29 protein-coding genes and 1 tRNA gene are annotated in these 26,457 nt (G+C 35.8%); 21 read left to right on the plus strand and 9 right to left on the minus strand.

Annotation, left to right across the window (positions count from 1 at the left end; all coding sequences use genetic code 11):
* The first annotated feature begins 40 nt into the window (after nucleotides 1-40).
* Complete coding sequence (locus ACULEU_RS05140) at nucleotides 41-1,435, plus strand: sugar transferase (RefSeq protein WP_445454378.1); 1,395 nt, start codon at nucleotides 41-43, stop codon at nucleotides 1,433-1,435.
* On the opposite strand, the gene ACULEU_RS05145 is transcribed toward ACULEU_RS05140, so the two are convergent.
* Together ACULEU_RS05145 and ACULEU_RS05150 are read right to left on the minus strand one after the other, a co-directional pair.
* Nucleotides 1,415-2,527: a lipoprotein N-acyltransferase Lnb domain-containing protein gene (locus ACULEU_RS05145; RefSeq protein ID WP_445454379.1), complete on the minus strand. Its 1,113-nt coding sequence runs from the start codon at nucleotides 2,525-2,527 to the stop codon at nucleotides 1,415-1,417. The two genes, ACULEU_RS05140 and ACULEU_RS05145, sit on opposite strands and share 21 nt — an antisense overlap.
* Before the next feature lie 6 nt (nucleotides 2,528-2,533).
* Nucleotides 2,534-3,604, minus strand: coding sequence for a putative type IX sorting system protein PorV2 (locus ACULEU_RS05150; RefSeq protein WP_445454380.1), 1,071 nt, complete (start codon nucleotides 3,602-3,604; stop codon nucleotides 2,534-2,536).
* Between the two features lie 107 nt (nucleotides 3,605-3,711).
* Between ACULEU_RS05150 and ACULEU_RS05155 the strand changes: the two genes are divergently transcribed.
* Together ACULEU_RS05155 and ACULEU_RS05160 are read left to right on the plus strand one after the other, a co-directional pair.
* Nucleotides 3,712-4,443 carry a CDP-alcohol phosphatidyltransferase family protein gene (locus ACULEU_RS05155; protein WP_445454381.1) on the plus strand — a complete coding sequence of 244 codons (732 nt, stop codon included), beginning with the start codon at nucleotides 3,712-3,714 and terminating at the stop codon, nucleotides 4,441-4,443.
* A gap of 51 nt (nucleotides 4,444-4,494) precedes the next feature.
* The gene (locus tag ACULEU_RS05160; RefSeq protein ID WP_445454382.1) at nucleotides 4,495-5,229 is read left to right on the plus strand and encodes a hypothetical protein; all 735 of its coding nucleotides are present in this window, start codon (nucleotides 4,495-4,497) and stop codon (nucleotides 5,227-5,229) included.
* 41 nt (nucleotides 5,230-5,270) lie between these two features.
* On the opposite strand, the gene ACULEU_RS05165 is transcribed toward ACULEU_RS05160, so the two are convergent.
* From ACULEU_RS05165 to ACULEU_RS05185, 5 genes are all read right to left on the minus strand, one after another.
* Nucleotides 5,271-5,501, minus strand: a complete 231-nt coding sequence (locus ACULEU_RS05165) for a DUF5808 domain-containing protein (protein WP_445454383.1) — start codon at nucleotides 5,499-5,501, stop codon at nucleotides 5,271-5,273.
* Between the two features lie 4 nt (nucleotides 5,502-5,505).
* A complete protein-coding gene (lptB, locus tag ACULEU_RS05170; protein WP_445454384.1) occupies nucleotides 5,506-6,273 on the minus strand; it encodes an LPS export ABC transporter ATP-binding protein in 768 nt (255 codons plus the stop codon).
* 159 nt (nucleotides 6,274-6,432) lie between these two features.
* The gene (locus ACULEU_RS05175; protein WP_445454385.1) at nucleotides 6,433-6,780 is read right to left on the minus strand and encodes a carboxymuconolactone decarboxylase family protein; all 348 of its coding nucleotides are present in this window, start codon (nucleotides 6,778-6,780) and stop codon (nucleotides 6,433-6,435) included.
* Nucleotides 6,755-7,585, minus strand: a complete 831-nt coding sequence (gene tatC / locus ACULEU_RS05180; RefSeq protein ID WP_445454386.1) for a twin-arginine translocase subunit TatC — start codon at nucleotides 7,583-7,585, stop codon at nucleotides 6,755-6,757. Before tatC ends, ACULEU_RS05175 begins: the two co-directional genes overlap by 26 nt.
* Nucleotides 7,585-8,550: a KpsF/GutQ family sugar-phosphate isomerase gene (locus ACULEU_RS05185; RefSeq protein WP_445454387.1), complete on the minus strand. Its 966-nt coding sequence runs from the start codon at nucleotides 8,548-8,550 to the stop codon at nucleotides 7,585-7,587. The genes tatC and ACULEU_RS05185 overlap by 1 nt, the downstream gene beginning before the upstream one ends.
* A gap of 86 nt (nucleotides 8,551-8,636) precedes the next feature.
* Between ACULEU_RS05185 and recQ the strand changes: the two genes are divergently transcribed.
* The 3 genes from recQ to ACULEU_RS05200 are packed head-to-tail and all read left to right on the plus strand — an operon-like array spanning nucleotide 8,637 to nucleotide 12,001.
* The gene (gene recQ, locus ACULEU_RS05190; protein ID WP_445454388.1) at nucleotides 8,637-10,832 is read left to right on the plus strand and encodes a DNA helicase RecQ; all 2,196 of its coding nucleotides are present in this window, start codon (nucleotides 8,637-8,639) and stop codon (nucleotides 10,830-10,832) included.
* A complete protein-coding gene (locus tag ACULEU_RS05195) occupies nucleotides 10,833-11,585 on the plus strand; it encodes a hypothetical protein (RefSeq protein ID WP_445454389.1) in 753 nt (250 codons plus the stop codon).
* Nucleotides 11,586-11,587: 2 nt separating this feature from the next.
* Entirely contained in the window at nucleotides 11,588-12,001 is a 414-nt protein-coding gene (locus ACULEU_RS05200; protein WP_445454390.1) for a hypothetical protein, read from the plus strand.
* Here the strand turns inward: ACULEU_RS05200 and ACULEU_RS05205 are convergent.
* Nucleotides 11,998-12,234, minus strand: a complete 237-nt coding sequence (locus ACULEU_RS05205; protein ID WP_445454391.1) for a hypothetical protein — start codon at nucleotides 12,232-12,234, stop codon at nucleotides 11,998-12,000. The two genes, ACULEU_RS05200 and ACULEU_RS05205, sit on opposite strands and share 4 nt — an antisense overlap.
* Before the next feature lie 78 nt (nucleotides 12,235-12,312).
* On the opposite strand from ACULEU_RS05205, the gene ACULEU_RS05210 reads away from it, so the two are divergent.
* Together ACULEU_RS05210 and ACULEU_RS05215 are read left to right on the plus strand one after the other, a co-directional pair.
* Nucleotides 12,313-13,848, plus strand: coding sequence for a T9SS type A sorting domain-containing protein (locus ACULEU_RS05210; RefSeq protein ID WP_445454392.1), 1,536 nt, complete (start codon nucleotides 12,313-12,315; stop codon nucleotides 13,846-13,848).
* Between the two features lie 98 nt (nucleotides 13,849-13,946).
* Complete coding sequence (locus ACULEU_RS05215) at nucleotides 13,947-15,506, plus strand: NAD(P)/FAD-dependent oxidoreductase (protein ID WP_445454393.1); 1,560 nt, start codon at nucleotides 13,947-13,949, stop codon at nucleotides 15,504-15,506.
* A 43-nt stretch (nucleotides 15,507-15,549) separates the two neighbouring features.
* Here ACULEU_RS05215 and ACULEU_RS05220 read toward each other — a convergent pair whose 3' ends face one another.
* A complete protein-coding gene (locus ACULEU_RS05220) occupies nucleotides 15,550-16,617 on the minus strand; it encodes a bifunctional methionine sulfoxide reductase B/A protein (protein ID WP_445454829.1) in 1,068 nt (355 codons plus the stop codon).
* Nucleotides 16,618-16,812: 195 nt separating this feature from the next.
* On the opposite strand from ACULEU_RS05220, the gene idi reads away from it, so the two are divergent.
* The 13 genes from idi to ACULEU_RS05285 all read left to right on the plus strand — a co-directional run bounded on the left by idi (nucleotide 16,813) and on the right by ACULEU_RS05285 (nucleotide 26,456).
* Complete coding sequence (idi, locus tag ACULEU_RS05225) at nucleotides 16,813-17,340, plus strand: isopentenyl-diphosphate Delta-isomerase (RefSeq protein WP_445454394.1); 528 nt, start codon at nucleotides 16,813-16,815, stop codon at nucleotides 17,338-17,340.
* A gap of 23 nt (nucleotides 17,341-17,363) precedes the next feature.
* Entirely contained in the window at nucleotides 17,364-17,774 is a 411-nt protein-coding gene (locus tag ACULEU_RS05230) for a 6-pyruvoyl trahydropterin synthase family protein (protein WP_445454395.1), read from the plus strand.
* Nucleotides 17,774-18,229, plus strand: coding sequence for a peroxiredoxin (locus tag ACULEU_RS05235; protein WP_445454396.1), 456 nt, complete (start codon nucleotides 17,774-17,776; stop codon nucleotides 18,227-18,229). Before ACULEU_RS05230 ends, ACULEU_RS05235 begins: the two co-directional genes overlap by 1 nt.
* A 74-nt stretch (nucleotides 18,230-18,303) precedes the next feature.
* On the plus strand, nucleotides 18,304-19,266 hold the full coding sequence (locus ACULEU_RS05240; RefSeq protein WP_445454397.1) for a type I phosphomannose isomerase catalytic subunit: 963 nt from the start codon (nucleotides 18,304-18,306) through the stop codon (nucleotides 19,264-19,266).
* 87 nt (nucleotides 19,267-19,353) lie between these two features.
* On the plus strand, nucleotides 19,354-19,620 hold the full coding sequence (locus ACULEU_RS05245; RefSeq protein ID WP_445454398.1) for a hypothetical protein: 267 nt from the start codon (nucleotides 19,354-19,356) through the stop codon (nucleotides 19,618-19,620).
* A gap of 78 nt (nucleotides 19,621-19,698) precedes the next feature.
* Nucleotides 19,699-19,775: transfer RNA gene (locus ACULEU_RS05250), tRNA-Thr, on the plus strand.
* Nucleotides 19,776-19,891: 116 nt separating this feature from the next.
* A complete protein-coding gene (locus ACULEU_RS05255) occupies nucleotides 19,892-20,812 on the plus strand; it encodes a DMT family transporter (RefSeq protein WP_445454830.1) in 921 nt (306 codons plus the stop codon).
* A 104-nt stretch (nucleotides 20,813-20,916) separates the two neighbouring features.
* Nucleotides 20,917-21,624, plus strand: coding sequence for an aquaporin Z (aqpZ, locus tag ACULEU_RS05260; protein WP_445454399.1), 708 nt, complete (start codon nucleotides 20,917-20,919; stop codon nucleotides 21,622-21,624).
* Nucleotides 21,625-21,806: 182 nt separating this feature from the next.
* Complete coding sequence (locus ACULEU_RS05265; RefSeq protein ID WP_445454400.1) at nucleotides 21,807-22,409, plus strand: alpha-ketoglutarate-dependent dioxygenase AlkB family protein; 603 nt, start codon at nucleotides 21,807-21,809, stop codon at nucleotides 22,407-22,409.
* Nucleotides 22,410-22,443: 34 nt separating this feature from the next.
* Nucleotides 22,444-23,274 (plus strand): sterol desaturase family protein, encoded by an 831-nt coding sequence (locus tag ACULEU_RS05270; protein ID WP_445454401.1) that lies wholly within the window; start codon nucleotides 22,444-22,446, stop codon nucleotides 23,272-23,274.
* 97 nt (nucleotides 23,275-23,371) lie between these two features.
* The gene (locus ACULEU_RS05275) at nucleotides 23,372-23,644 is read left to right on the plus strand and encodes a TIGR03643 family protein (protein ID WP_445454402.1); all 273 of its coding nucleotides are present in this window, start codon (nucleotides 23,372-23,374) and stop codon (nucleotides 23,642-23,644) included.
* A 145-nt stretch (nucleotides 23,645-23,789) separates the two neighbouring features.
* The gene (locus ACULEU_RS05280; RefSeq protein ID WP_445454403.1) at nucleotides 23,790-25,658 is read left to right on the plus strand and encodes a M61 family metallopeptidase; all 1,869 of its coding nucleotides are present in this window, start codon (nucleotides 23,790-23,792) and stop codon (nucleotides 25,656-25,658) included.
* Nucleotides 25,659-25,742: 84 nt separating this feature from the next.
* Nucleotides 25,743-26,456, plus strand: coding sequence for a DUF4369 domain-containing protein (locus ACULEU_RS05285; RefSeq protein ID WP_445454404.1), 714 nt, complete (start codon nucleotides 25,743-25,745; stop codon nucleotides 26,454-26,456).
* The last annotated feature ends 1 nt before the right edge of the window (nucleotide 26,457 follow it).

Below are 26,457 nucleotides of genomic sequence, written 5' to 3' on the forward strand. Positions count from 1 at the left end.
TATTATTTAGTAACTTGCCCCTGTCAAAATTTAACATAAAATGAATAAGCGCAAGGATATCCACTTTGAAGTATCTGAAAGAAAGATTCTTTTAAGAATTTTTGACGTGGTCTTTGTTTTACTGTCATTATATCTTGTTGGAATTGCTTTCAATTTCAATTATTTCAACATCTCTGAAACCAATTTTTATTGGACAATTGTTCTCGGAATCTACATCAACTTCATAGGTTCGGTATTTGAAATGTATAACTTGCAGGTTGCCAGTAATCAATACCAGGTCATCAAAAGCATTATTCTGACCTCTTCTATAACAGTGTTGTTGTATCTGTTAACACCAATTTATACGCCGGTGCTTCCTTCAAATCGACTGCAAATCCTTATTTTTTATATTGCTATTTTTTTAGCGCTTTTTATTTGGAGAATGATGTATGTGAGCTTTTTTGCTTCCAATCGTTTTTCCAAGAAAGTCATTCTAATTTGCGATAAAGAACAACTAAAAGAATTGGTGGACGGACTCGAAAATGCTGACCCTCATTATCGTGTGCTGGGCTTTGTCAATTCTGACAGTGCCAATAGTAAAACAACGGATAATCTAAAAATAAAGAATATTGCCATTGATAACATTAAGCAATTTGTAAAGAAAAATTCGATTTCCGAAATTGTAGTCGCCTCCCAAAAAACAGACGGTATAACTGTTAATCTTTACAATCAGCTTATTGATTTATTGGAGAACGGATATATCATAAGAGAATATACGCAGGTTTATGAAACTTTAGCACAACGTATTCCGATGCAGTATGTTTCCCGTGATTTCTACCGCTATTTCCCTTTCAGCAGAAGCAATCAAAATCATTTTTATCTGATTATGGTGCGGATTTTTGAAATACTATTTTCAGTGATTGGATTGTCTATTGGAATGCTATTACTGCCATTAATCCTGATTGGAAATCTTGTAGGTAACCGCGGAAAACTCTTTTATAGTCAGGAAAGAGTAGGTAAGAATGGTCAGGTTTTTAACATCGTCAAATTTAGAACCATGGTAAAGAATGCCGAAAGAGAAGGTGCCGTTTTTGCTACTACCAATGACAGCCGAATAACGCCTTTTGGTAAATTCTTAAGAAAATCCAGAATGGACGAATTACCGCAGTTTATCAATATTCTTAAAGGCGATATGGCCGTTATAGGGCCTAGACCGGAGCGTCCTGTTTTTGTAAAAGAAATTGCCGATGTAATGCCATTTTATGAAACCCGTCATGTTATAAAGCCGGGATTAACAGGTTGGGCTCAGGTAAATTACTCCTATGGTGAAACCATCGATGATAGCTTAATCAAACTTCAATATGATTTATACTATATCAAGCACAGAAGCCTTTTTTTAGACGTGAATATTATCTTCAAAACCTTGGGAACGGTTTTACTTTACAAAGGGCAATAGTTTCCAAGTACTAGCACCATTCAATTTCAAAAGAATATAACATTGCGTTATGATAAAAGGCAACATTATCATCAAATGGGGTTTGTTTATCATGATTAGAATGTAAATTAATAGCAATCCTAATAATGCGATATTGAGTTTATTCCGAAACGTTATTTTTACAAACGGAATTAACAGAAAAATCGGATTAAAAAGTAAAGCATTGTAATTCCACAACAGTTCTTCATGCTGTGAATACAATCCGATAAGACATAGCAAAAGTCCTAATAAACCACAGATAAAGAGGTAACTTTTAAATAAAATTCTATTATTGGTAACTATTAAAATCAAAAGGATTACCCAAACCAAATAGATGCTATTCAAAAACGAAAATTTGGGCTGAAGCACGGCTCCTTTCACAACAGTTTCTTTTTTGATAACCAGTGGTTTCCCTTCAAATTTTGCTTTATCTAAGCTGTTTAGTAATTCTATAGGTAAAAATAATTTCGCAGCATCTTTATCTGTTTTGGCTCCGAAAACGATGTTGATTCCCAGTTTATACCAAAAATAATTATCGAAATAAGGATATAAAAGCGTTCGGTAACTTATGGAAGTGTCGTCTACCTTTTGAAGATATACTTTCCCATAAATACCATTGACTTTGTCCAAAATCATCGTAGTACAGTTTCTGTCGATGAATTTATACGTATAATATTTTTGATCAGGTTCTAGGGTTCGATTAAGTGCTTCAAAGAGTTCTTGCTTCTTGGCTAAAGGCAGATTGAGGGTTTGCTCGATAACTTCTCTTCGGTCCAATTTGTATTCAAAAACAAAATCATCATAGGAAGTGGCATTGACGAAATACTGTAAATCGCCTTTTACAAATTTAAAATAGAAATTCTCCGTCCTAAAATCGAAATACCCATAATTATAAACGACATCCAAGGCATTGTCGGTATCTTTTATCCGAAGCGCGGTGTGTCCGAAAGTCGAATATAATTCGGCACCTCTATCACACGTAAAAACACTTACTTGTGCATTTTTTGAAAGTTTTTGCGCCCATGAGGTTGCGCTACATACCAATAGCCATAAGAAGAGTATTTTTTTAAGCATAATTTTTTATCTGAAGATACTTAAATCTACTTTAACCGAAAAAATATTAGAATATAAGGCTGCGCTTTGATCACCTAAATCAGTTAACGCATAATCCACCTGAATCCCTTTGTATTTAAAGCCTAAGCCAATATTCGGTTGAAAATTTACCTTGCTTGAACCGTCAATTTGCTCCACATTTTGGAAGTTACCAACACCGGCGCGAAGAAAAACTAAATTGGCATACCCAAATTCCAATCCTAATGCCGGATCAATACTCACGGCATCAGAAGCAAAAATATCATTGGTTCTGGCAAATTGCATGTTTAGATTAACTGCAGCTAATAGAGTATAATCGTAGTGAAAATCAAATTTTTTCGCGATTCCAAGTTGGGCTTTGGGCAAGGTTATTTCGGTACTTTCTGGCGGTTCCTGATTTTGACCCGCAACGGCATCGCGTATTTCTTCATACTTATCTTCATCAATAGCCCAAACATTGTAGGTTGTCGTGATATCACGCAGCATTATTCCGTAGTGCCAATCGTTTTTTTCATACTGCAATCCAAAATCAAAACCAAATCCCCAGGAATTGGCAAATTCTCCAATCACTCTTCTAATAACTTTAGCGTTGACACCATATTGCAGACCTTCAAATAATGTTGGCCTACGCGCGTACGAAAAGGTTAATCCATAATCTGCTGTTGAGAACAGACTGATTCTGTTGTAGTCGATATTGCCTTCGCCATCTATAAGTTGGGTAGTATTGAGGATATCATCTACCCCAAAACGGATTAGAGAAACGCCCCAAGCACTACGATCATCGATTTTTTTGGCATAACCGGCGTAATCATATTGGGCAATATTGGCAAAATAACTCGCGTGCATCAAAGCGGCTTCGCTGTCTTCAATTTTTAAAATTCCGGCCGGATTCCAATAGCCCGAATTCACATCGCCAGTAAAAGCCGTTACCGCATTAGACATTCCTAGGGCAGCAGCATCTACGCCAATATTCATAAACTCATTCGAATATTTTCTAACCGATTGAGCATGAGTAAGTATTCCGGCAAAAAGCAGTAGAATAGCAATTGTTTTTTTCAAGGCAATTTTTCTTTTTACAAATATCAAATAAATCTCTAATATAAAACGTAGAAAGCTTTAACTTATTGTATTAAATTTGCTCAAACCTATAAAAAAACTTTATCCGAATGAACATCAAAAGGCTTATTCCCAATTTATTTACGATGTTAAACTTGTTTTGTGGTTGCGTGGCGTTGGTTTTTGTTTCCAATGAAGAATTTGCAGTTGCTTTTGGGTTTGTTTGTTTGGGGATTTTCTTTGATTTTTTTGATGGATTCTTTGCCCGAAAATTTAACGTGTCCGGACCTTTGGGAGTGCAATTAGATTCTTTGGCAGACATGATTACCAGTGGTGTTGTTCCGGGTTATGTCATGTATCAGTTACTGATGAATAGAAGAAATTTGTACTTCGCCGATTTGGAATGGTATTATGTAGCACTTCCTTTTTTAGGTTTTATAATAACGCTTGGAGCCTGTTATCGTTTGGCTAAATTCAACATTGATACAAGACAATCAGATTCTTTTATAGGATTGCCAACCCCTGCCAATGCCTTGTTTATTTGCAGTTTACCACTTGTGGCTGATTATTTTCATCAAGACCTTGACATGGGATTTTCATATAATACTTGGTTCTTAATTGTGTTAACTTTAGTGAGTGCCTATGTAATGAACGCAGAAATTCCTTTGTTTTCCTTAAAAATTAAGAACTTCAGTTTTGCGAAATATAAATTGCAGATTTTCTTTTTGGCCGTTTCGGTTTTGATGCTTATTTTTCTGCAAATATTGGCAGTTCCTTTGATAATTATACTCTATGTTTTGTTATCAATACTAGACAATCAACTAAAAATTACTAAAAAATAATTTCTTTGTTAGTAGAAGTCATATTTTTACATAAAAACTAAAACGACACCAATGAAAAAAATCCTGTATTTGTTTGCCTTTTCAGCACTGTTTTTAGGCAGTTGCTCTAGTGATTCTTCCGACAGTCCTGCTGCGGTAACCTTAGTTAAAACGATGATTATTGATAATGCTGATCCAGCCGACGATGACTTCAATTTGCTTTTTTCGTATTCGGGTAATAAATTAGTTAATGTCAAGGATTCAGGGGTTGTAATTGAACAATATATCTACACCGGAGATAAATTGACCAGAATAAATCATCCAGAGGATGACACTTATATTGTTATTGAATATACTGGAGATCAAGTTACTCAATATACGGAATACGATCCTGATTTTAATTCAGCAGCCAAAACGTTAGTTACTTATTCGGGCAATACCTTTACCAGAACAGTGTATTATGGTGATTTGACAAGTCAAACTACGTTAAGCTATACTGAGGTTTGTACCGTTCAAAACGGAAATATAATGCAATTGACCCGCACGTCTTCTTTTGGATTTTCAAGTACAGAAAACTATACTTATGATGTAAAAAATAATCCATTCAAAAACATAAGTAATTATGCTGTTTTTCAAGTATTAGATTTTGATATAGAAGGAAATGTAAATAACATAACGGATTTTATTACCTCTACGCGTCATGACATAACTTCATTTACTTATAACTCGGATGATTATCCAATAACTGAAATCACACGTGATATGTCAAATGTTTTATTTGAATCAATCAGCTACACTTATTACTAAATTTTCAAAAAACTAAAAAAGCTTCCAGTTTGGAAGCTTTTTTAGTTTTTTGAAGTTATCATATAGACTACAAATCCGAAAAAGGAAATGCACACTACTATAATTATATAAGATTTTCGATGAGCAAAATTTAAGGTTGATCCGTAGTTAGGATTAGGTTTGTCTATCAAAAGTCTTTCATCTTCTCTATTGTAATAAAAGAGACCGCCCAATTTCCAGTACTTTGGATTTGTATGCCAATCTTCCAGTAGTTCTTCGTCTGGATTTTTCACTTTTTTAGTGATTTAAATCTACTTTTGGAATATTGAAATCAATTTTGGTTTTACGCAGTTCAAAATTTTGACCTAAGTAGACTCTTCTAACCATCTCATCTTCAACTAATTCTTCAGGTTTTCCGGCTTTAAGGATTCCTCCTTCAAACATTAAGTAGGTTTTATCCGTAATGGCTAAGGTTTCTTGGACGTTGTGGTCGGTAATTAGAATTCCGATGTTTTTATTTTTTAATTGAGCTACAATACGTTGAATATCTTCAACCGCAACGGGATCTACTCCGGCAAAGGGTTCATCTAAAAGGATAAACTTAGGATCTGTAGCCAAAGCACGAGCAATTTCAGTTCTACGGCGTTCACCACCGGAAAGTAAATCACCACGATTGGTTCGGATATGTTCAAGCCCAAATTCCGCTATTAGGCTTTCCATTTTGGCAATCTGTTCTTCTTTAGTATGTTTTGTCAATTGCAAAACACTCAGAATATTATCTTCTATACTCAATTTTCGAAAAACGGACGCTTCCTGAGCCAAATAACCAATACCGTTTTGAGCGCGTTTATACATAGGAAATTCTGTAATATCCATATTGTCTAAATAAATATTTCCGGAATTGGGCTTCACCAAACCTACAATCATATAAAAAGAAGTTGTTTTTCCGGCACCATTCGGTCCCAGAAGACCAACGATTTCTCCCTGATTTACTTCTACAGAAATCCCTTTTACAACACTTCTGCCTTTATAGGTTTTGACTAAATTTTCGGCTCTTAATTTCATGATTTAAATTTGAAAATTTGAAAATTTGAAAATGAGATAATTACTCAAAATCAATTCATAAATTATTTTATCAAACAAATAAAATTAAAAATAACCAACAGAACAGATGAATTAACAAATAATTGCATCTTCAAATTTTCAAATTGATTAATTTTCAAATTATTTATGGTCTTCCAGAGCTTCCCAAAATTCATAAGCTCTTCGCAAATGCGGAATAACTATGGTTCCACCCACTAAAGTAGCAATGCCCATGGCTTCCATCATTTCTTCTTTGGTAATGCCTTCTTTGTAACTAGTTTCCAAATGGTATTTGATGCAATCGTCGCAACGCAATACGGTCGAGGCTACCAGTCCAAGTAATTCTTTGGTTTTCACATCAAGAGCACCTTCGGCATACGCATTGGTGTCGAGATTGAAAATTCGTTTCACAATTTTATTATTGTCTGCCAATAATTTTTCGTTCATCTTCGAACGGTACTCATTAAATTCTGCTACTTGATTGCTCATTTTTCTTTCTGTTTTTTTCTACTAATGCCGAAATCCAAATACTTGCTTCATATATTAACAACATGGGTATGGCAACCGTAATCTGGCTTACAACATCAGGTGGGGTTACTATAGCGGCCACAATTAAAACAATTACGATGGCATATTTTCTGTATTTTCTCAAGAAATCAGGCCCTACTAAGCCCAGTTTTGTTAGGAAATAAATGATAATAGGGAGTTCAAAAAATAATCCGGCAGCAATAACCGAGGTTTTGATCATACCAATGTAAGAATCTAAATTAAATTCGTTTTTCACGACACTACTCACGGAAAAAGTAGCTACAAAATTGATGGAAAGTGGTACAATAATCAAGTAACCAAACAGCACTCCTAAAAAGAAAAGGATTGAGGAAACAAAGATGAAAATTATGGCATTTTTCTTTTCTTTTTCATACAAAGCCGGACTAATAAAGCGCCATAGTTCATATAAAATATAAGGAAAAGCCAGAATAAAACCTGCCGTTATACAGGTCCAAACAAAAACGTTTATCTGACCTTCCATAGAAGTGTTTTGTATGGTAAAAGGTAGTTCTTTAACACAAATGTCGCCAGTTATTCCAAGTATTTGGGCTACTTCGCAAAAAAAGCGGTAGGTAATGAAATTGGCATCGGTAGGTCCAAAAATGATGTCGTCAAAAATAAAGTCGCTAAAGAAATAAGTTACTAACGCCATAATGATAATGGCAGCGGAGCTTCGCACTAACAACCATCTCAAATCCTCAAGATGATCCAGAAAAGACATTTCGTTTTTATTTTTTTTTGCCATTATACGATGCCTTCTTTTAAAATATCGTGTAAATGCAAAACACCTTTATAATCGCCACCGTCAACAACAACTAACTGTGTAATCGAAAAATCTTCCAGAATATTTAAAGCGTCACTTACCAGCTCGGTAGACTTTATCGTTTTTGGGTTTATGGTCATAATGTCTTTTGCCGTTAATCCGGAAATGTTATCGGTTGTATTCAACATGCGTCGGATATCACCATCAGTAATGATTCCGATGACTTTGTCATTATCGACAACAGCAGTAACTCCTAAACGCTTTTCGGAAATTTCCATAATGGCTTTTTTGATAGTAGAATCAGGACCAACTATAGGTCGGTGCGTCGTATCCAACATATCGCCAACACGGAGTAATAATTTTTTACCCAACGCACCTCCTGGATGGTATTTGGCAAAGTCTTCAGCAGTAAATTGATTCATTTCCATCAGGCATACCGCCAATGCATCACCCATGACCATTTGAGCTGTTGTACTGTTGGTAGGCGCCAAATTATTAGGACAGGCTTCAGTTTCTACATACGTATTCAATACATAATCAGCTTCTTTTCCCAAAAAAGAGGTAGTATTTCCAGTTATGGCTATTAGCTTGTTACCAAATCGTTTTAACAAAGGAACTAAAACCTTAATCTCAGGACTGTTTCCGCTTTTGGAGATGCAAATCACCACATCACCAGGTTGCACCATACCCAAATCTCCATGAATGGCTTCTGAAGCATGTAAAAACAACGAGGGCGTTCCTGTAGAATTTAAAGTAGCTACAATTTTTTGAGCAATGATGGCACTTTTTCCAATTCCCGTAACAACGAGGCGACCTTTCGAATTATTGATGATTTCTACTGATTTTACAAAGTCGTCATCTAATAACGGAACTAGATTTGCAATCGATTCACTTTCAGATAAAATTGTTCTTTGTGCAGCAGCTAAAATGGACTCTTTATTTATCAAAATTGTAGTAATATAAAATTTGTATGTATAAAAGAAAGTACTATCTTTATGTTTGCAAATTTATGTAAAAATACGATTAACACAGAATGAATTTAGACGAAATTGACATTCATAAAGAATTAAAAAAATATTTTGGGTTCAACCAATTTAAAGGTTTACAAGAGCAAGTCATAAAAAGTATTATTGGTCAAAATAATACTTTTGTTATTATGCCTACAGGTGGTGGAAAATCGTTGTGTTACCAATTACCGGCTTTGATTCAGGAAGGAACAGCGATTGTAGTTTCGCCTTTAATTGCTTTAATGAAAAATCAAGTGGATGCTATTCGGAGTTTGTCTTCTGAAAATGGTATCGCTCACGTATTAAATTCCTCTTTAACCAAAACCGAAATCAATCAGGTTAAAAAAGACATTACCTCTGGAATTACGAAACTTTTGTATGTTGCGCCTGAATCCTTAACCAAGGAAGAATATGTTGAGTTTCTACAGAACGTTAAAATTTCATTTGTAGCCATTGATGAAGCCCACTGTATTTCAGAATGGGGACATGATTTCCGACCTGAATACCGCAATCTAAAAGCAATTATAAAGTTAATTGGTGATGTTCCTGTTATTGGTTTGACAGCAACAGCAACGCCAAAAGTGCAGGAAGATATTTTAAAAAACCTCGACATGTCTGATGCCAAAACATTTAAAGCATCATTTAATCGTCCGAATCTTTTTTACGAAGTACGTACCAAAACTAAAAATATTGAAGCGGATATTATTCGTTTTATCAAACAGAACAAGGGTAAATCTGGAATTATTTACTGTTTAAGCCGTAAAAAGGTAGAAGAAATAGCCGAAGTCTTGCAGGTAAACGGAATTTCAGCGGTTCCGTATCACGCTGGATTGGATGCTAAAACTAGAGCCAAACATCAGGATATGTTTCTAATGGAAGATGTCGATGTTGTGGTTGCTACTATAGCCTTCGGAATGGGAATAGACAAGCCCGATGTTCGTTTTGTGATTCATCATGATATTCCAAAATCCTTGGAAAGTTATTATCAAGAAACCGGTCGTGGCGGTCGCGATGGAGGAGAAGGTCATTGCTTGGCTTATTATTCTTACAAAGATGTCGAAAAGTTAGAAAAATTCATGTCGGGTAAGCCTGTTGCTGAGCAGGAAATAGGTTTTGCCTTATTGCAAGAAGTAGTCGCTTATGCCGAAACTTCTATTTCAAGACGTAAATTTTTATTGCATTATTTCGGGGAAGAATTTGATTCTGAAACGGGCGAAGGCGCCGACATGGATGACAACGTTCGTAATCCAAAATCCAAAGTAGAAGCCAAAAATCAGGTCAAACTGCTTTTAGAAGTGGTTCGCGACACCAAATATTTATACAAATCAAAAGAAATTTGCTTTACACTTATTGGTCGCGTTAACGCTATGATAAAAGCCCATAGAACCGATTCACAGCCGTTCTTTGGAGCTGGTAAAGAGTTTGAAGAGCGGTATTGGATGGCGCTAATTCGACAGGTATTGGTAGATGGTCTTTTGAATAAAGATATTGAAACTTATGGTATTCTGAAAGTCTCCGAAAAAGGGCATGAATTTATCGAAAATCCATTATCATTCTTGATGTCGGAAGATCACGAGTACAATGAAGCTGAAGATGATGCAATAGTGACGGCAGCCAAATCTTCAGGAACTGCCGATGAAGCGTTGATGAGTATGTTGCGCGATTTGCGAAAAAAAGTAGCCAAGAAGCTCGGAGTACCGCCTTTTGTCGTTTTTCAGGATCCTTCTTTGGAAGATATGGCACTCAAATATCCTATAACGATTGACGAATTAAGTAATGTGCACGGAGTAGGAGAAGGAAAAGCCAAAAAGTATGGAAACGACTTCGTCCAGCTTATTGCAAGATATGTTGAGGACAATGATATTATTCGTCCAGACGATTTAGTAGTGAAGTCGACTGGAGCCAATTCGGCCAACAAGCTATACATAATTCAAAATATTGACAGAAAGTTATCTCTTGATGATATCGCCAAAGCCAAAGGTCTTACCATGGATAGCTTACTGAAGGAAATGGAGCAGATCGTGTATGCCGGAACGAAGTTGAATATCAATTATTGGGTCAATGAAATTTTAGATGAAGACCAACAGGAAGAAATCCACGAATACTTCATGGACTCAGAAACCGATAAAATAGAAGAAGCTTTAAAAGAATTTGACGGCGATTATGATATAGAAGAACTTCGATTAATGCGCATCAAGTTTATTAGTGATGTAGCTAATTAAATGAAAGGTTTTTTATCACTTTTTAGTTGTTTGTTATTTTCAGTAAAGATATTGGCTACAGCTCAAGTGCCTGATTATTTGATAACTGAAAGAGATACTATAAAATTATACTCAAATCCATTAGAAGCTTATTTTAGAACTAACCCATTACCAGATAATTTAATTACAACAATTTCATCAGCAAACTGGCGTGGATATATTGCTTACTTCAAATTTAAAGATGGCAAATTAGTAGTTGAAAATATTTATAAGGAATGTTTTCAGGAAAGAAAAGAGGAGTCAGATGCTTATTCTTTAGTGTCTATCTACAAGGATGTTTTTGGTACTATTCAAAATTTCCCTTGTGATTTTTATAATGGATTATTGATTTGTCCCTATGGTAAACAATTGCATTATGTACATATGGGATATGGTTCTGTATATGAATATTACAGATTGTTTGAAATTAAGTCTGGAATACAAATAAAATCAAAGGATTTATTAGGAGATGAATTTTATAAATTCAAACAAGATTACTTTATTTATTTTAAAACTACTGATGAATATAAGCAAAAAGCAGAAGAGTATAGACAAATGACCAATGATATTGAATTAAATTTTGTTGATTCTTTTTCTGAAAAAAAGAAAAAAAAAGAAAATAAATATTTAAAGCAAAAAGAAGCAGAGTTTAAAGCAGAAAAAGAATTAGACTCATTTATGTTCTTATTTTTAGATGATTACATTAAAACAATAGATATTCCAAATAAACAATAATTATGAAAAAAGTATTTTTAGGTTTTTTATTAATATTTTCAGTTTTTGTGTTTTCAAGTTTTTTATTTACTAATAAAGGACATGACAAGCAGTTAGTAGGCATATGGAAAGGTTTTGAAAAAGATAGAGAAACTGATGGTGTCGAAAAGCATTGGATATTACAACGATATGAAAATGGCAAATATGTTATTATGTTTACCACAAAACAGGGTTGTGACATTGAGACTTTATTTGAAAAAGGGGAATGGTGGACAAAAGACGGTAAGTTTTATGAAAAAAATGAAGTTAATAACATTGCAGATGTCTACAATTATGAAGTAAAAGAAAAAATTGTAGTTGACTATAAAAGTATTGAGCTTAATGGTGAATCGAATTCGACCTACTTTTTTACGGACTATAAAATCGATTTAGATTAATGATATAATTCCCCACGATGCGGTTTTAAAGCGTCCCGAATCGGAATCATGAATTCATCCGTCACAACCATAAAAGCTATAGCATGCATTTCATTCTTGATTTCAAAACCGGTGATGTGCAATGGTAATTTTTCGTGAATAATATATTCTTTTAAATGAAGTTCATGATGCTCCGCTGTTTTGGATGCTGCATCTCCTCGGAAATCCCAAATTAATTTTATTTGTCGTGACATATCGTTAAATTTATAGGAATCAATAGTTTAATTAATAAAATTGAATATTTTTGTTGTTGTCAAAATAAAACAAATCTTATGAAACAAAAGTACATTCTTTTTATGTTGTTTGCCGTATTGTCTGTTAAAGGTATTTCACAAAATAATTATGCCGTTGCTCCGATACCATTTCAGCCGTTCTCAGGAACATTGTCGCCTTTATCAACACAAGATGACTTATATTCTGCAGTCATTAATTTGCCTTTTGATTTTGATTTTTATGGAATTAGCTACAATCAGTTATTGATTAGTACCAACGGATATATTGATTTCAGAACAAACTTGGCGGGTCAATATTCACCATGGCCCTTTAGCGGTCAAATACCATCAGCTGGATTTGCTGTAAAAAACTCAATTTTAGGATGCTATGAAGATTTAAATAATTCCAATCAAACAGGTTCATTAACCTATGGAATCTATGGAACACAACCTAATCGAAAATTTGTTGTATATTTTAATAATCAGCCACATTTTCAAGGAACTCCTACTCAAACAACTTCTTTTCAGATGATTTTGAGTGAGGGGAACAATAGTGTTGATGTACAAATGATTAATAGAATACCAACAACAAATTGGCAGGCAGGAAGAGGAGTAATAGGATTGATTAATCTTTCTGGTACAGAAGGAATTGCTCCTCCAGGCAGAAATACAGGAAGCTGGACTGCTTCGCAGGAAGCATGGCGTTTTTACCGCCCAAATTATTATCCAAACTATTCCTTTGTACGTTGTGGTGATATGACAACTGGAATACAGTTTTTTAATTTAGCTGTAGCGGCGGGAGATTTAAATTCATCTTCATCTGGGGTAACTTTCCATGAAACAATGGTTGATGCCCAAACTAATGTAAATGCTATAGCAAATACTGCATCTTACTCTAATGTAACAAATCCACAAACCATTTATGCCAATATTAATGGACTTGTAAAGCCAGTTGTTTTGAGCGTTGTCGATTGTAATATCGATTTTGATACTGATAATGCGGCTTCTGAAATTGAAGATGTAAACGGTGATTCTAATTTGGCCAATGACGATACCGATTTTGACGGCATCCCCAATTATCTGGATAATGATGATGATGGGGATCTTGTTTTAACCAATTTGGAATATGTTTTTGCTAATAAAAACAATGTTACTCAAGGGGCCATTATTCTGAGAGATACTGATAGCGATGGCATTCCAAATTATTTGGATAATGATGATGACGGCGATAATGTACTAACCTTTTTAGAGGATTATAACCGAGATGGCAATCCAAGTAACGACGATACCAATACTAATGGTTCTCCAGATTATCTTGATTTCGGCGTTGCTCTTGGGGTAACACCGATAACACTTACTAATGACGCCATTAAATTGTATCCAAATCCGACATCAAATGTGTTGAATATCTCGAATAATTCAGAAAATGTCAATGCTGCTATCGAAATTTATTCTATTAATGGTACTCAAGTAAAATCATTGAAAGCAACAGAAACCTTAACAACCATTTCAGTGGCTGATTTGCAAACCGGAGTTTATTTTGTGAAAGTAACCCTAGACAATCAGGTGGGGAATTATAAGTTTATTAAAAATTAATACCGATAAGTAAGTAGTAGAAAAGGTTTGGCGAAAGCTGAACCTTTTTTATTTGTACTAAGTTTCATTTGATTATTTTTGCCTCAAATAGTGTACCTATGCCACAAGAATTACAACTTCAGGTTTCTCCCGAAATTGCTGCCAACGAGCAGTTATTGACCGAATATGCGGCTCAAATCGTTCGGGTTTCTCCTAAATTGGTTCATAAAGTTGTCATTTTAAAACGATCTATTGATGCTCGTCAAAAAGCGATAAAGATCAATCTTAAAGTTTCGGTCTATTTAATAGATGAAAAATATACAGAACAGCCCATAACACTTCCCGATTACAAGAATGTTTCTAATGCACAAGAAGTGATCATTGTTGGTGCCGGTCCAGCCGGATTGTTCGCCGCTTTACAACTTATAGAACTAGGTTTTAAACCGGTAGTAATCGAACGCGGAAAAGATGTAAGAGGTCGTCGTCGTGACTTGAAAGCCATCAATGTCGACCATATTGTAAACGAAGATTCCAACTATTGTTTTGGAGAAGGAGGTGCCGGAACGTATTCGGACGGTAAATTATACACTCGTTCCAAAAAGCGCGGTGATGTCGACAGAATTCTTCAGCTCTTAGTCGGTTTTGGGGCCACTACCGATATTTTGGTAGAAGCACATCCGCATATCGGAACCAATAAACTTCCACAAATCATTCAGGATATTCGCGAGAAAATAATTGAATGTGGCGGTAAGGTTTTGTTTGAAACACGGGTTACCGATTTTATTATTAAAGCCAACGAAATTCAGGGTGTTGTAACTCAAAATGGCGATACAATTGAAGCCAACAAATTGATTTTAGCAACCGGCCATTCGGCTCGGGATATTTTTGAATTGTTAGATAGAAAGAAGATTTTAATCGAAGCCAAACCTTTTGCGCTAGGCGTTCGTGCCGAACATCCGCAGGAATTAATCGATAGAATTCAGTACAGTTGTGATTTTCGAGGTGATTACTTGCCTCCCGCACCGTATTCGATAGTAAAACAAGTCAATGGTCGCGGCATGTACTCTTTTTGCATGTGTCCGGGTGGCGTCATTGCGCCCTGTGCTACTAGTCCAGGAGAAGTAGTAACCAACGGCTGGTCACCCTCAAAACGGGATCAGGCAACAGCCAATTCGGGTATTGTGGTCGAATTAAAACTCGAGGATTTCAAACCTTTTGCTAAATTCGGTCCTTTGGCCGGAATGGAATTCCAGAAAAGTATCGAACAAAAAGCATGGCACTTGGCTGGGCAAACTCAAAAAGTTCCGGCGCAACGTATGATTGATTTTATCCAAAACAAAGTATCGGCTGATATTCCTAAAACATCTTATGTTCCGGGTACTAAATCGGTAGAAATGGGACAAGTTTTCCCTGGGTTTTTATCGCAAATTCTTCGGGAAGGTTTTACCGAATTTGGCAAAGCAATGCGAGGTTATATGACTAATGAAGCTATTCTTCATGCACCGGAAAGCAGAACGTCATCGCCGGTAAGAATTCCGAGAGATACTTTTTCGTTAGAACATCCACAGATAAAAGGCTTGTATCCATGTGGAGAAGGAGCAGGATTTGCTGGCGGAATCATATCAGCAGCGATTGACGGCGAAAAATGTGCCCTGAAGATTGCTGAATCGCTACAATAAAAAAAACCGCCTGTTTTCACAAGCGGTTCTTCAGAATTAATAGTTATTTCTTTTTCAGTCTGTCTTTAAAAATCTTTTCGAACTTTTCAATTTTAGGTTGAATCACCATTTCGCAATAGGGTTGATTTTTATTGTTTTGGTAATAATTTTGATGGTAGTCTTTTGCTTTATAAAATGCTTTGAATGGCTCTAAAGTCGTTACAATTTTACTGTTATAAACTTTGGCATTATTCAAATCGGTAATGATACTTTCCGCCGCTTTTTTCTGTTCTTCATTTTTATAAAATATTGCGGAACGGTATTGGGTTCCCACATCAGCACCTTGACGATTTAAAGTTGTTGGGTCGTGAACGGTGAAAAATACTTTGAAAATTTCATCTAAGCTGGTTTTGGTTTTATCATACGTAATTTCAACTACTTCCGCAGCGCCTGTTGTTCCGGAACAAACTTCTTCATAGCTAGGATTTTCTACTTTTCCTCCTGCAAAACCAGAAACGACTTTTTCCACTCCAATTAAATTTTCATAAACGGCTTCAACACACCAATAACAACCACCACCAAGAACAATAGTTTCCAAATTTCCGTTACTTTCAGTGGCTTCCGGAACAAAGTCAAGCGAAATGGCATTCATGCAATACCTTTTTCCGGTAGGCTCCGGACCATCATCAAACAAATGTCCTAAATGACTGTTGCATCGGCCGCAAAGTGCTTCAATTCGGTGCATTCCATAAGAATTATCATCTTTAAAGACAACACTATTTTTGTTGTCTTGTTCAAAGAAACTTGGCCATCCGCAACTGCTGACAAATTTTTGATTGGATTTGAAAAGCTTTAAACCACAAGCCGCACAATAATAGGTTCCTTTGGTTTCTGAATTCCACATCGTTCCTGTAAAGGCTCTTTCGGTATCGGCTTCACGTGCAACGGCATACAAGTCTGGTGATAAGACTTTCTTCCATTCGGCATCGGAAACATTTAGTTTGGTGGTGTCGGTATTAGAATAATACGGGTTTTCGGGTTTTGAAATTACATTTTCCATAGCATCGGATTTTTGTGTTTTGTTTTGTTTGTTGTTGGATTGTCCACAGGCATTCAAAATGAAGAGTGGCATCAGAAGTAAAAAGTTAAAAGTGACTTTTCGCATAGCATTTGTTTTTAAACTTGTACAAATTTACGGTTCATATACGAGCTACAATGTCATATAGATTGCAAATTGTGGTCATTTAAGGAAAGTTTAACGCTTGTTCAAACGCTATAATTATGTACCCTGAGTTTTTTTCGTATTTTTGATGGATTAATAAAAATTATGATAGAAGAGCAAGTAATCTTGGTTAACGAAAAGGATGAACCTATTGGTTTAATGAATAAACTGGAAGCCCACGAGAAAGCCATTTTACACCGTGCTTTTTCAGTATTTGTGCTGAATAAAAACAACGAAATCATGTTGCAGCAACGGGCACATCACAAATACCATTCTCCTTTGTTATGGACCAATACCTGTTGTAGTCATCAGCGTAAAGACGAAACCAATATTGAAGCCGGTACCCGCAGATTATTTGAGGAAATGGGTTTTAAAACAGAACTCAAGGAATTGTTTCACTTCATCTATAAAGCTCCCTTTGATAATGGTTTAACCGAACATGAGTTGGATCACGTTATGATTGGTTACTACAATGAAGAGCCTCAAATCAATCCGGAAGAAGTTGAAAGTTGGAAGTGGATGAAAATTGAAGATGTCAAAACGGATATGCAACAAAATCCAGATATCTACACGGTTTGGTTCAAAATCATTTTTGACGAATTTTATCATTATCTAGAAGACCATAAACTTTAACTCATACCACACAACTCAGAACTATGCGAGTAACCGTATCTAGAAAAGCGCATTTCAATGCAGCACATCGTTTGTACCGAAAAGACTGGACAGACGAAAAGAATAATGCTGTTTTTGGAAAATGCAATAATGCTAATTTTCACGGTCATAATTACGATTTAACGGTTTCCATTACTGGAGATGTTGATCCGGAAACTGGTTACGTCATAGATACTAAAATCCTTTCGGATTTAATTAAACTTCATATAGAAGATGCCTTTGATCACAAAAATCTGAACCTTGATGTTCCGGAATTTGCTGATTTGAATCCAACTGCCGAAAATATAGCGGTAGTTATCTGGCAAAAGTTGCGCAAAGTCATCGATACCAATAAAGATTTAGAAGTGATTTTATATGAAACAGCAAGAAATTTTGTAACCTATAACGGAAATTGATGGCGCTTAAAATTGGAGATAAAATCCCGAGTTTCTCTGCTATGGATAGTCAGGGAAATGTATTTGAAAGTGATTCTGTTCTTGGAAAAAAAAGTGTTGTTTTTTATTTTTATCCGAAAGATAATACACGTGTTTGCACCGAACAAGCCTGTTCTTTTCGAGATCAGTATGAGGAATTCAGAGATTTAGGCGCTGAGGTTATTGGTATCAGTAGTGATTCTACAAAATCACATCAAAAATTTGCCCGTCAATACCATCTCCCTTTTACCTTACTTTCAGATGCCGATAAAAAATTGCGAAAACTATTTGGCGTTCCTAATGATTTATTAGGGTTGATTCCGGGTAGAGTTACTTATGTAGCCGATAAAGAAGGCATTGTTCAATTGGTTTTCAACAGCATGTCAGGCAAAATACACATCCAAAAAGCACTACAGATACTTCGAAAGAAAAAGTAAAATATTAACTTTTGAATTTTTATCATCAACATCTAATCAAAAAAAGCTAGATATTTGTCCTATAAATTGAAGTTATGAAATTATATCCGTTACAATTTGAACCCATTTTAAAAGAAAGAATTTGGGGAGGTTCTAAATTAAAAACCTATCTCAATAAACCTATTACTTCCGATATTACCGGCGAAAGTTGGGAAATATCTACGGTTGAAAATGATGTTAGTATTATTGCAAACGGAGCCTACAAAGGCAAATCTTTACTTGATGTAATTAATGAACTACCTGAAGCTGTTCTCGGATCTAAAGTTTATGAGCAGTTTGGTAAACAATTCCCATTATTATTCAAATATCTTGATGCTCGTGAAGATTTATCCATTCAGTTGCATCCAAATGATGCGCTGGCTAAAAAGCGCCACAATTCCTTCGGGAAAACCGAAATGTGGTACGTTATGCAAGCTGATGCAGATGCCCGATTGATAGTCGGTTTCAAAGAGAAGTCCTCTCCGGAAGCGTATTTGAAACATATTCACAACAAAACCATAGTTGATATTTTAGATGCCAAAAAAGTAAAACAAGGCGATGTGTTCTTTTTAGAAACGGGAACCATTCATGCTATTGGCGCCGGAATCGTAATTGCTGAAATTCAGCAAACCTCTGATATTACCTATCGTATTTATGATTTTGATCGTGTTGACGCTAACGGAAATCATCGCGAACTTCACGTCGACTTGTCGCTGGAGGCCATAAATTACGAAACCATCGAAGCGGAAAAACACTATTCAAGAACTGAAAATGTTGCTAATACAGTAGTAGACTGTCGTTATTTTACCACTAATTTTATACCGCTTAACGGAACTACTACTATCTCTAAACTCGGAACTTCATTTACGGTTTATATGTGTGTTGACGGGGATTTTAAGCTGACAATTGATCATCAAGTTTATAGCTATAGAAAAGGAGACACGATCTTACTTCCTGCTATTCTGACCCATTTTGAGCTTTCCGGTAAGGCTTCAATTTTAGAAATTTATATTTCGTAGTTGGTGTTCTAAAGATTTAGTGTAATTTTGCACCTGACCCGAGGCTAGTAGCCGAACGGAATGAAATTAATTTTAAAATTAAAGAAAATGCCAAGTGTTAAAAATTTAAAGAAAGACATTAACTACGTATTAGGTGATATTATCGAAGCAGTTTACATTTACGAAATGACTACTGCCGGGAAACCATCTGACAAAACAAACGCTCTTATTGACGAAGCTATTGCTTCTTTTGACGGTTTGATTGCAAAAGTTAATGCTAAAAATGTTGAAAATAAGAAAGCGCATTTCAAACAAATCAATGCAGAATTAGAACAAACTGCAAATCAATTGGTTGAAAAAATCAACGCACTTTAATTAAATAATTTTAGAAAAAAGTTCGAAAATATTTTGGAGAATTAATTTTCGCTTCTATATTTGCAGAACAATTACGCCGCCAGCGTAGCTCAGTTGGCTAGAGCAGCTGATTTGTAATCAGCAGGTCGTGGGTTCGAGTCCCTCCGCCGGCTCCAAAAAAGGAAAACGAAAGTTTTCCTTTTTTTTATGCAATAATGTTGACAAACCCAATGACTTTTGAATATCCTAAACTCGATTTGAATATCTTTGTCGGCTTTTTAAAAATTAAATGATGTTTGGAAATAAAGTCTTGAAAGGTGTTTTTCTTGTTGGTTTGGGAGCTACCAGTTACGGAATGCTAGCTACTTTTGTAAAATTAGCGTATTCTGATGTAAGTTCACAAGGTCTTCATTATACTCCAGCTGAGGTTATCACGGCGCAATTTGTCATTGGTATCGTTGTAATCGGAATGATTGCGATGTTTCAAAAAAACAGAAAAGGGAAGGAGTATGTCAAAGCGTCGTCGACAGATATAAAAAAGTTGCTCATAGTGGGAACCTCTACAGGATTGACGAGTATTTTTTACTACCTGGCCGTTAAATATATTCCGGTATCCATTGGCATTGTCTTGTTGATGCAGACCGTTTGGATGGGCGTTTTGTTAGAAATGTTTTTGGAAAAGAAGATGCCTTCCAAAATAAAAATATTTTCTGTTTTTATGGTACTGTTCGGAACGGCATTGGCCACAAATCTTTTTTATAATGCTATTGATTTGGATTGGAGAGGTATTGTATTAGGCCTTTTAGCAGCTGCCTCTTTTACAACTACCATGTTTGCTGCCAATAAGGTTGCTATCAACATATCTTCTGCGCAACGGAGCTTATACATGCTATTAGGTGGTGCAGCAGTAGTATTGGTATTTGCCTTTATAACTCAAAAAACGCCGTTCAATTATGATATTTTTTATAAATGGGGCATTATCATTGCCCTTTTTGGCACCATAATTCCACCGATGTTATTAAACGCTGGATTCCCATTGACGGGTATTGGTCTCGGAAGTATCGTTTCGGCACTAGAACTTCCTGTGTCTGTGACCATGGCCTTTGTGCTTCTTAATGAAACCGTTGTCTTTTCGCAATGGATTGGTATTTTGTTGATAATACTAGCGATAGTTATTATGAATATTAACTTTCCGAAAAAGCTAAAGACTTAGTTTTCTGTTAATAAGTTTGTTTTAACTCATTTTTCTCACAACAATTTACTTGTAATTTTAGTATACTAACCCATCATGAATCATCATGATACAAAACTAGAATTATGAAAAAATTATTTGCAGAATTTTTTGGAACGTATTGGCTTGTTTTTGGCGGATGCGGAAGTGCTTTATTTGCAGCCGGAATTCCCAACCTTGGAATTGGATTCGCTGGTGTTTCGTTGGCTTTTGGATTAACTGTTTTGACTATGGCGTATGCTGTGGGCCATATTTCAGGAGGACATTTTAATCCGGCGGTGTCATTCGGACTTTGGGCCGGAGGACGATTTGATGCTAAGGATTTAGTATCCTACATTGTGGCGCAATGTGTTGGAGCTATAGCAGCAGCGGGAACACTTTTCATTATTTGGTCGGGTAAAACCGGCAATGTAATTGATAATTCTAAAGCAGGGGCTTTTGCTTCTAATGGATTTGATACGTTTTCTCCAGATGGTTATTCGATGATGGCTTGTTTTGCTGCCGAGTTTATTTTAACGCTGTTCTTTTTACTAGTCATTTTAGGAGCCACTGATAAATTTGCTAACGGGAAATTTGCCGGAATCGCCATTGGTTTAGCGTTGACCTTGATACACTTAATCAGTATTCCGATTACTAATACCTCTGTAAATCCAGCGCGTTCTTTATCACAAGCTTTATTTGCTGGTGGAACACCATTAAGTCAGGTTTGGCTCTTTTGGGTAGCACCAATTGCGGGTGCTGTTGTGGGTGGATTGATTTATAAAAATTTGTTACAGAACCATGCTCCTGAATAAATCAAAATAATACTTGTATGTGAAAGCGATGGAAATTTCCATCGCTTTTTTTATGAGTGTTAAAGACGATAAACGTTCTCTTTAGCCCTGATGGGAGCTGACTACCGTGTAGTGCGGACAGCGGGAGCAGGCGTCTTTAAAAAGAGATTGTGGTGCTCCTGATTTTTTTATATTTTTGAGCAATGAACTCCTTATTTCCCAAAGAAAAAATAACCTTTACACTGCCTGATGCGGAAATTGAATATTATCCCAATTTTTTTGAGGTAGATCGAAGTGATGCTTTTTTTGAAAAACTGCAGCATGACATTCCGTGGCAACAAGATGATATCACAGTATTTGGTAAAACCTATGCGCAGCCGAGATTGACGGCCTTGTTTGGCAACGAGGGAAAGCCTTATAGTTATTCTAATATTGTGATGCAGCCCAATGCTTGGAATCCGTTATTGATGTTTATTAAAAATGAAATCGAGGACATTGTTGCTCAAAATTTCACCACGGTTTTACTGAATTTTTACAGAGACGGAAAAGACAGCAACGGTTGGCATGCCGATAACGAGCGGGAATTGGGACGAAATCCAGTGATTGCTTCGGTGAGTTTTGGTGCGGAGCGAAGTTTCCATTTGCAGCATAATATCATCAAAGAGCAAAAGTTAAAAATCACATTAGAGCACGGAAGTTTGTTATTGATGAAAGGGACTACACAGCATTTTTGGAAACACCAGATTCCGAAAACGGCAAAGCCTGTTGGGCCCAGAATAAATCTGACGTTCCGGATTATCAAATGAGTAGATTTGCTATATTTGAACTAAATACTTAGCTATGAACGACATTATCAGTTATTTTTCGTCTATTCCGTCTTCGCACAGAGCCTTGATTTTGGCGGGAGGCATTACGCTTTTTTGGATGATCGAGAGCGCAGTGCCTTTTGTTAGATTTGACTATAAAAAATGGCAGCATGCAGGGATCAATATCTTCTTTACGATAACAACTATCGTTGTTAATTTTTGTTTGGCGGTAATTTTAGTAACGGCAGTCGATTGGACGGAGAAAAATGATTTTGGATTGTTGCATTGGCTTCCGGATATGAATGTTTGGTTGTTTGCACTATTGGGACTTTTGCTTTTGGATTTGATTGGAGCTTACTTGGTGCATTTGGTGGAGCATAAGGTCAAATTTCTTTGGCGTTTTCATCTGATTCATCATACGGATACTTGGATTGATACCACTTCGGCTAACCGACATCATCCGGGTGAAAGTGTCATCCGCTTTGTTTTTACGACTTTAGGCGTTTTAATTGTGGGAAGTCCGATGTGGATGGTTTTTCTGTATCAGACCTTATCGGTTGTGGCCACGCAGTTTAATCATGCCAATATTGTTTTACCCAAAAAATTGGATAACGTTTTGAGTTACTTTATTGTTTCTCCGGATATGCACAAAGTACATCATCATTACGTTTTACCTTACACTGACAGTAATTACGGGAATATTTTTTCGGTTTGGGACCGATTATTTGGGACGTATCAAACCTTAGACCGAGACAAAATAGTTTATGGTGTGGATACGCACATGAAGCCAGAAGAACACAATAATCTTTCTAATTTATTGGCCATACCGTTTCAAAAACACCGTTCGCCTAAATCGCACGAATAAAAAAATTATAGTGAGGTGGTCAACTAATTACTTTTTTTACTAATATTGAAATACGAATAAATTAAACAGTATCTATTTTAAAAATGCTTTTACAGAAATGAAAAAAAGTAAGTTGGCGGAACTTGACAACGAACAGCTAGAGCGTGTTGTGAGTATGGCGCAAGAGGAGCGAAAACCTTTTGAGGTAATTAAAGAAGAATTTGGGCTGACTGAGAATGAAGTAACCGAATTGATGCGAAAAAAGTTGTCCAAAGACAAATTTGAGTTGTGGAAAAAGAAAGCCGCAGGCAGTAAGCCCAAGCCCAAGCCAATCATTGACGACTTTGATGATTTAGATAGTAAATATTATATCAAGAATAAATTTGACTAATACGCTGACTCTTGCTTTGCAAGAGTTTTTTTATTTCTCTTTACATACGTGGGCATGGTTTTAGTTAATCAAATCTAAAAAAGTAACTAGGTTTGTAACTAATGGTTACTTTTGAGGACTTATTTTTAAAAATAAAATTGTAGTAATGAAAAACCTAATTCTAAGTGCCTTTGTAGCGCTGTCATGTATCGGTCATACAGCAACTGCTCAAAAAAAGACTTCTACTCAAGAAGTAAAAGTGACCATCGATTTGACTAAAGTTGAAAATGACAAAGTGATGGTTACCGTAACGCCACCAACATTTTCAAGCAATTCAGCTGTATTTCATTTTCCGAAAACTGTTCCCGGAACTTATTCTGCGGATAATTACGGAAAAATGATAGACAATCTAAAAGCGTTTGATAAAAATGGAAAAGAATTAGTTACCTCGAAAACAGATGATAATTCATGGAGTTTGTCAAGTGCAAAATCTATTGCAAAGATTACCTATTGGGTTAACGATACTTATGATTCTGAATTGGGACGTGGTTTTGGAAAGGATGATATTTTTTCTCCAGCTGGTGTGAACATTCTTGACGGTCAAAATTTTATGATTAATAACCATGGTTTTGTTGGTTTTTTTGAAGATAAAATTGCGTTGACTGAAATTCCATATAGTTTGACAATACTCCATCCTGCGAATCTTTTCGGAGCTACATCGCTAATTGATATTGATAAAAGTGATTCAGTGGATACTTTTAAAGCGACGCGTTATTTTGATTTGACCGATAATCCCATCATGTATGCCAAACCTGATTATGAAACTTTTATGGTGGAAGGCATGGAGATTTTATTCAGTGTATATTCCCCAACTGGTGTGCATACCGCGAAATCACTTTTACCCGATTTAGAGAAAACCATGCGCGCCCAGAAAGCATTTATGGGTTCTATAAACGACAATAAGCGCTACACTATTTTACTGTATCTAACCGATATGAATAGAAATGATGCCAAAGGTTTTGGAGCCTTAGAACATCATACGTCTACAACGGTTTGTTTCCCGGAAGCTATGCCAACCGAAGCTTTAGGTGAGCAATTAAAAGATGTCGTTTCACATGAATTCTTTCACACTGTGACGCCGTTGAGTATTCATTCTAAAGAAATTCAGTATTTTGATTATACCAATCCGAAAATGTCAGAGCATTTATGGATGTATGAAGGCGTAACGGAATATTTTGCCAATTTGTTTCAGGTAAATCAAGGACTTATCGATGCTGAGGAGTTTTATCAGAGAATGATAGGCAAAATTACCAATGCTGCTGCTATGAACGATACTATGTCGTTTACAGAAATGAGTAGAAATGTTTTGTCAGCGCCCTACAAAGAACAGTATTTAAATGTTTATGAAAAAGGAGCTTTAATCGGAATGTGCATCGATATTATTATTCGCGAGAAAAGCAATGGTGAAAGAGGAATATTAGATTTGATGAAAAAGCTTTCCAAAGAGTACGGTATAGAGAAACCATTTAATGACAATGAGCTTTTTGCTAAAGTGACCGAACTTACTTATCCGGAAGTCGGTGAATTTTTAAATACTTATGTAACAGGAACCACGCCAATTCCGTATGATACTTATTTTGCTAAAGTGGGTGTAACAAAAGCCAAAATTCAAGTACCCGGAAATCCTTTTTTGAAAGATATGGCAACGCCTTATATCACAGTAAATCCGACTACCAAAGAAATCATTGTACTTCCGAGTACCGATTTAAATGATTTTATGAAAAATCTAGGATTAAAAGGCGGTGATATTATTGTGGCTATTAATGATAAACCCTATAATCTTGACAATATTTACGATATGATTATGGAAAGTCAGCTTTGGAAGGCAGATGACACAATAAGTGTGAAAATTAAGAGAGATGAGAAGGAACAAACCTTGAAAGGAAAAGTAAAGTTAAGCTTCAATGAAATGGATGGCTATCAGTTGACCGAAAGTTCTAAAGAGAAGCTTAATACAGCTTGGCTGAAAGGGTAAACCATAACATAAAAGATCTTGAAATCCTCAGTTTGTGCAACAGATTGAGGATTTTTTTTAGTAGTATTGCAAAAAATTTAAAACATGTATAAATCTGTAGTAGCTTTTCTTTCTATTCTTTTGTTAGTTTCCTGTGCCGAGAAAAAGTCGACCAAAAAATTTGTTTTAACTGGAAACATAAAGGGATTAAAGGAGGGAACATTATATATTCAAAGGATAAAGGATACGCTTTTGGTTCCCATTGATACGATTAAAATTAATGGAGATTCCCATTTTGCAAGTGAGTTTGATTTGCAATCTTCTGAAATGCTGTATTTGTTTTTAGATCGCGGTGTGACCAATTCGGTTGACAACAATATTACTTTTTTTGCTGAGAAAGGAAAGATGAATATTGAGACTTCTCTTGATTTTTTTACGTCTGATGCCAAAATTACAGGTTCTAAAAATCAGGAGTTGTATGATGAGTATAGAAAGGTAGTTTCGCGATATGTAGATCAGGATATCGAATTATTACAGAAAAAAATTAAAGCTTATCAGGCTAATAAGACAGACGAAGTAGCTAAGATTGACGAAGAGCAAAGAGGCATTTTAAAAAGAAAATATCTCTACACTACCAATTTTGCTGTCAATAACGGTAATTATGAAGTGGCTCCTTATGTGGCTTTAGCTGAGATTTACGACATCAATCTAAAGTATTTAGATACCATTCAAAAAACCATGTCTCCAAAGGTTGCTCAATCGTTGTATGGCAAAAAGCTGAATGAATTTATTGCAGCAAGGAAAAAAGACGGGAAATAGC

It is taken from the genome of Flavobacterium sp. 25HG05S-40 (assembly GCF_052654735.1).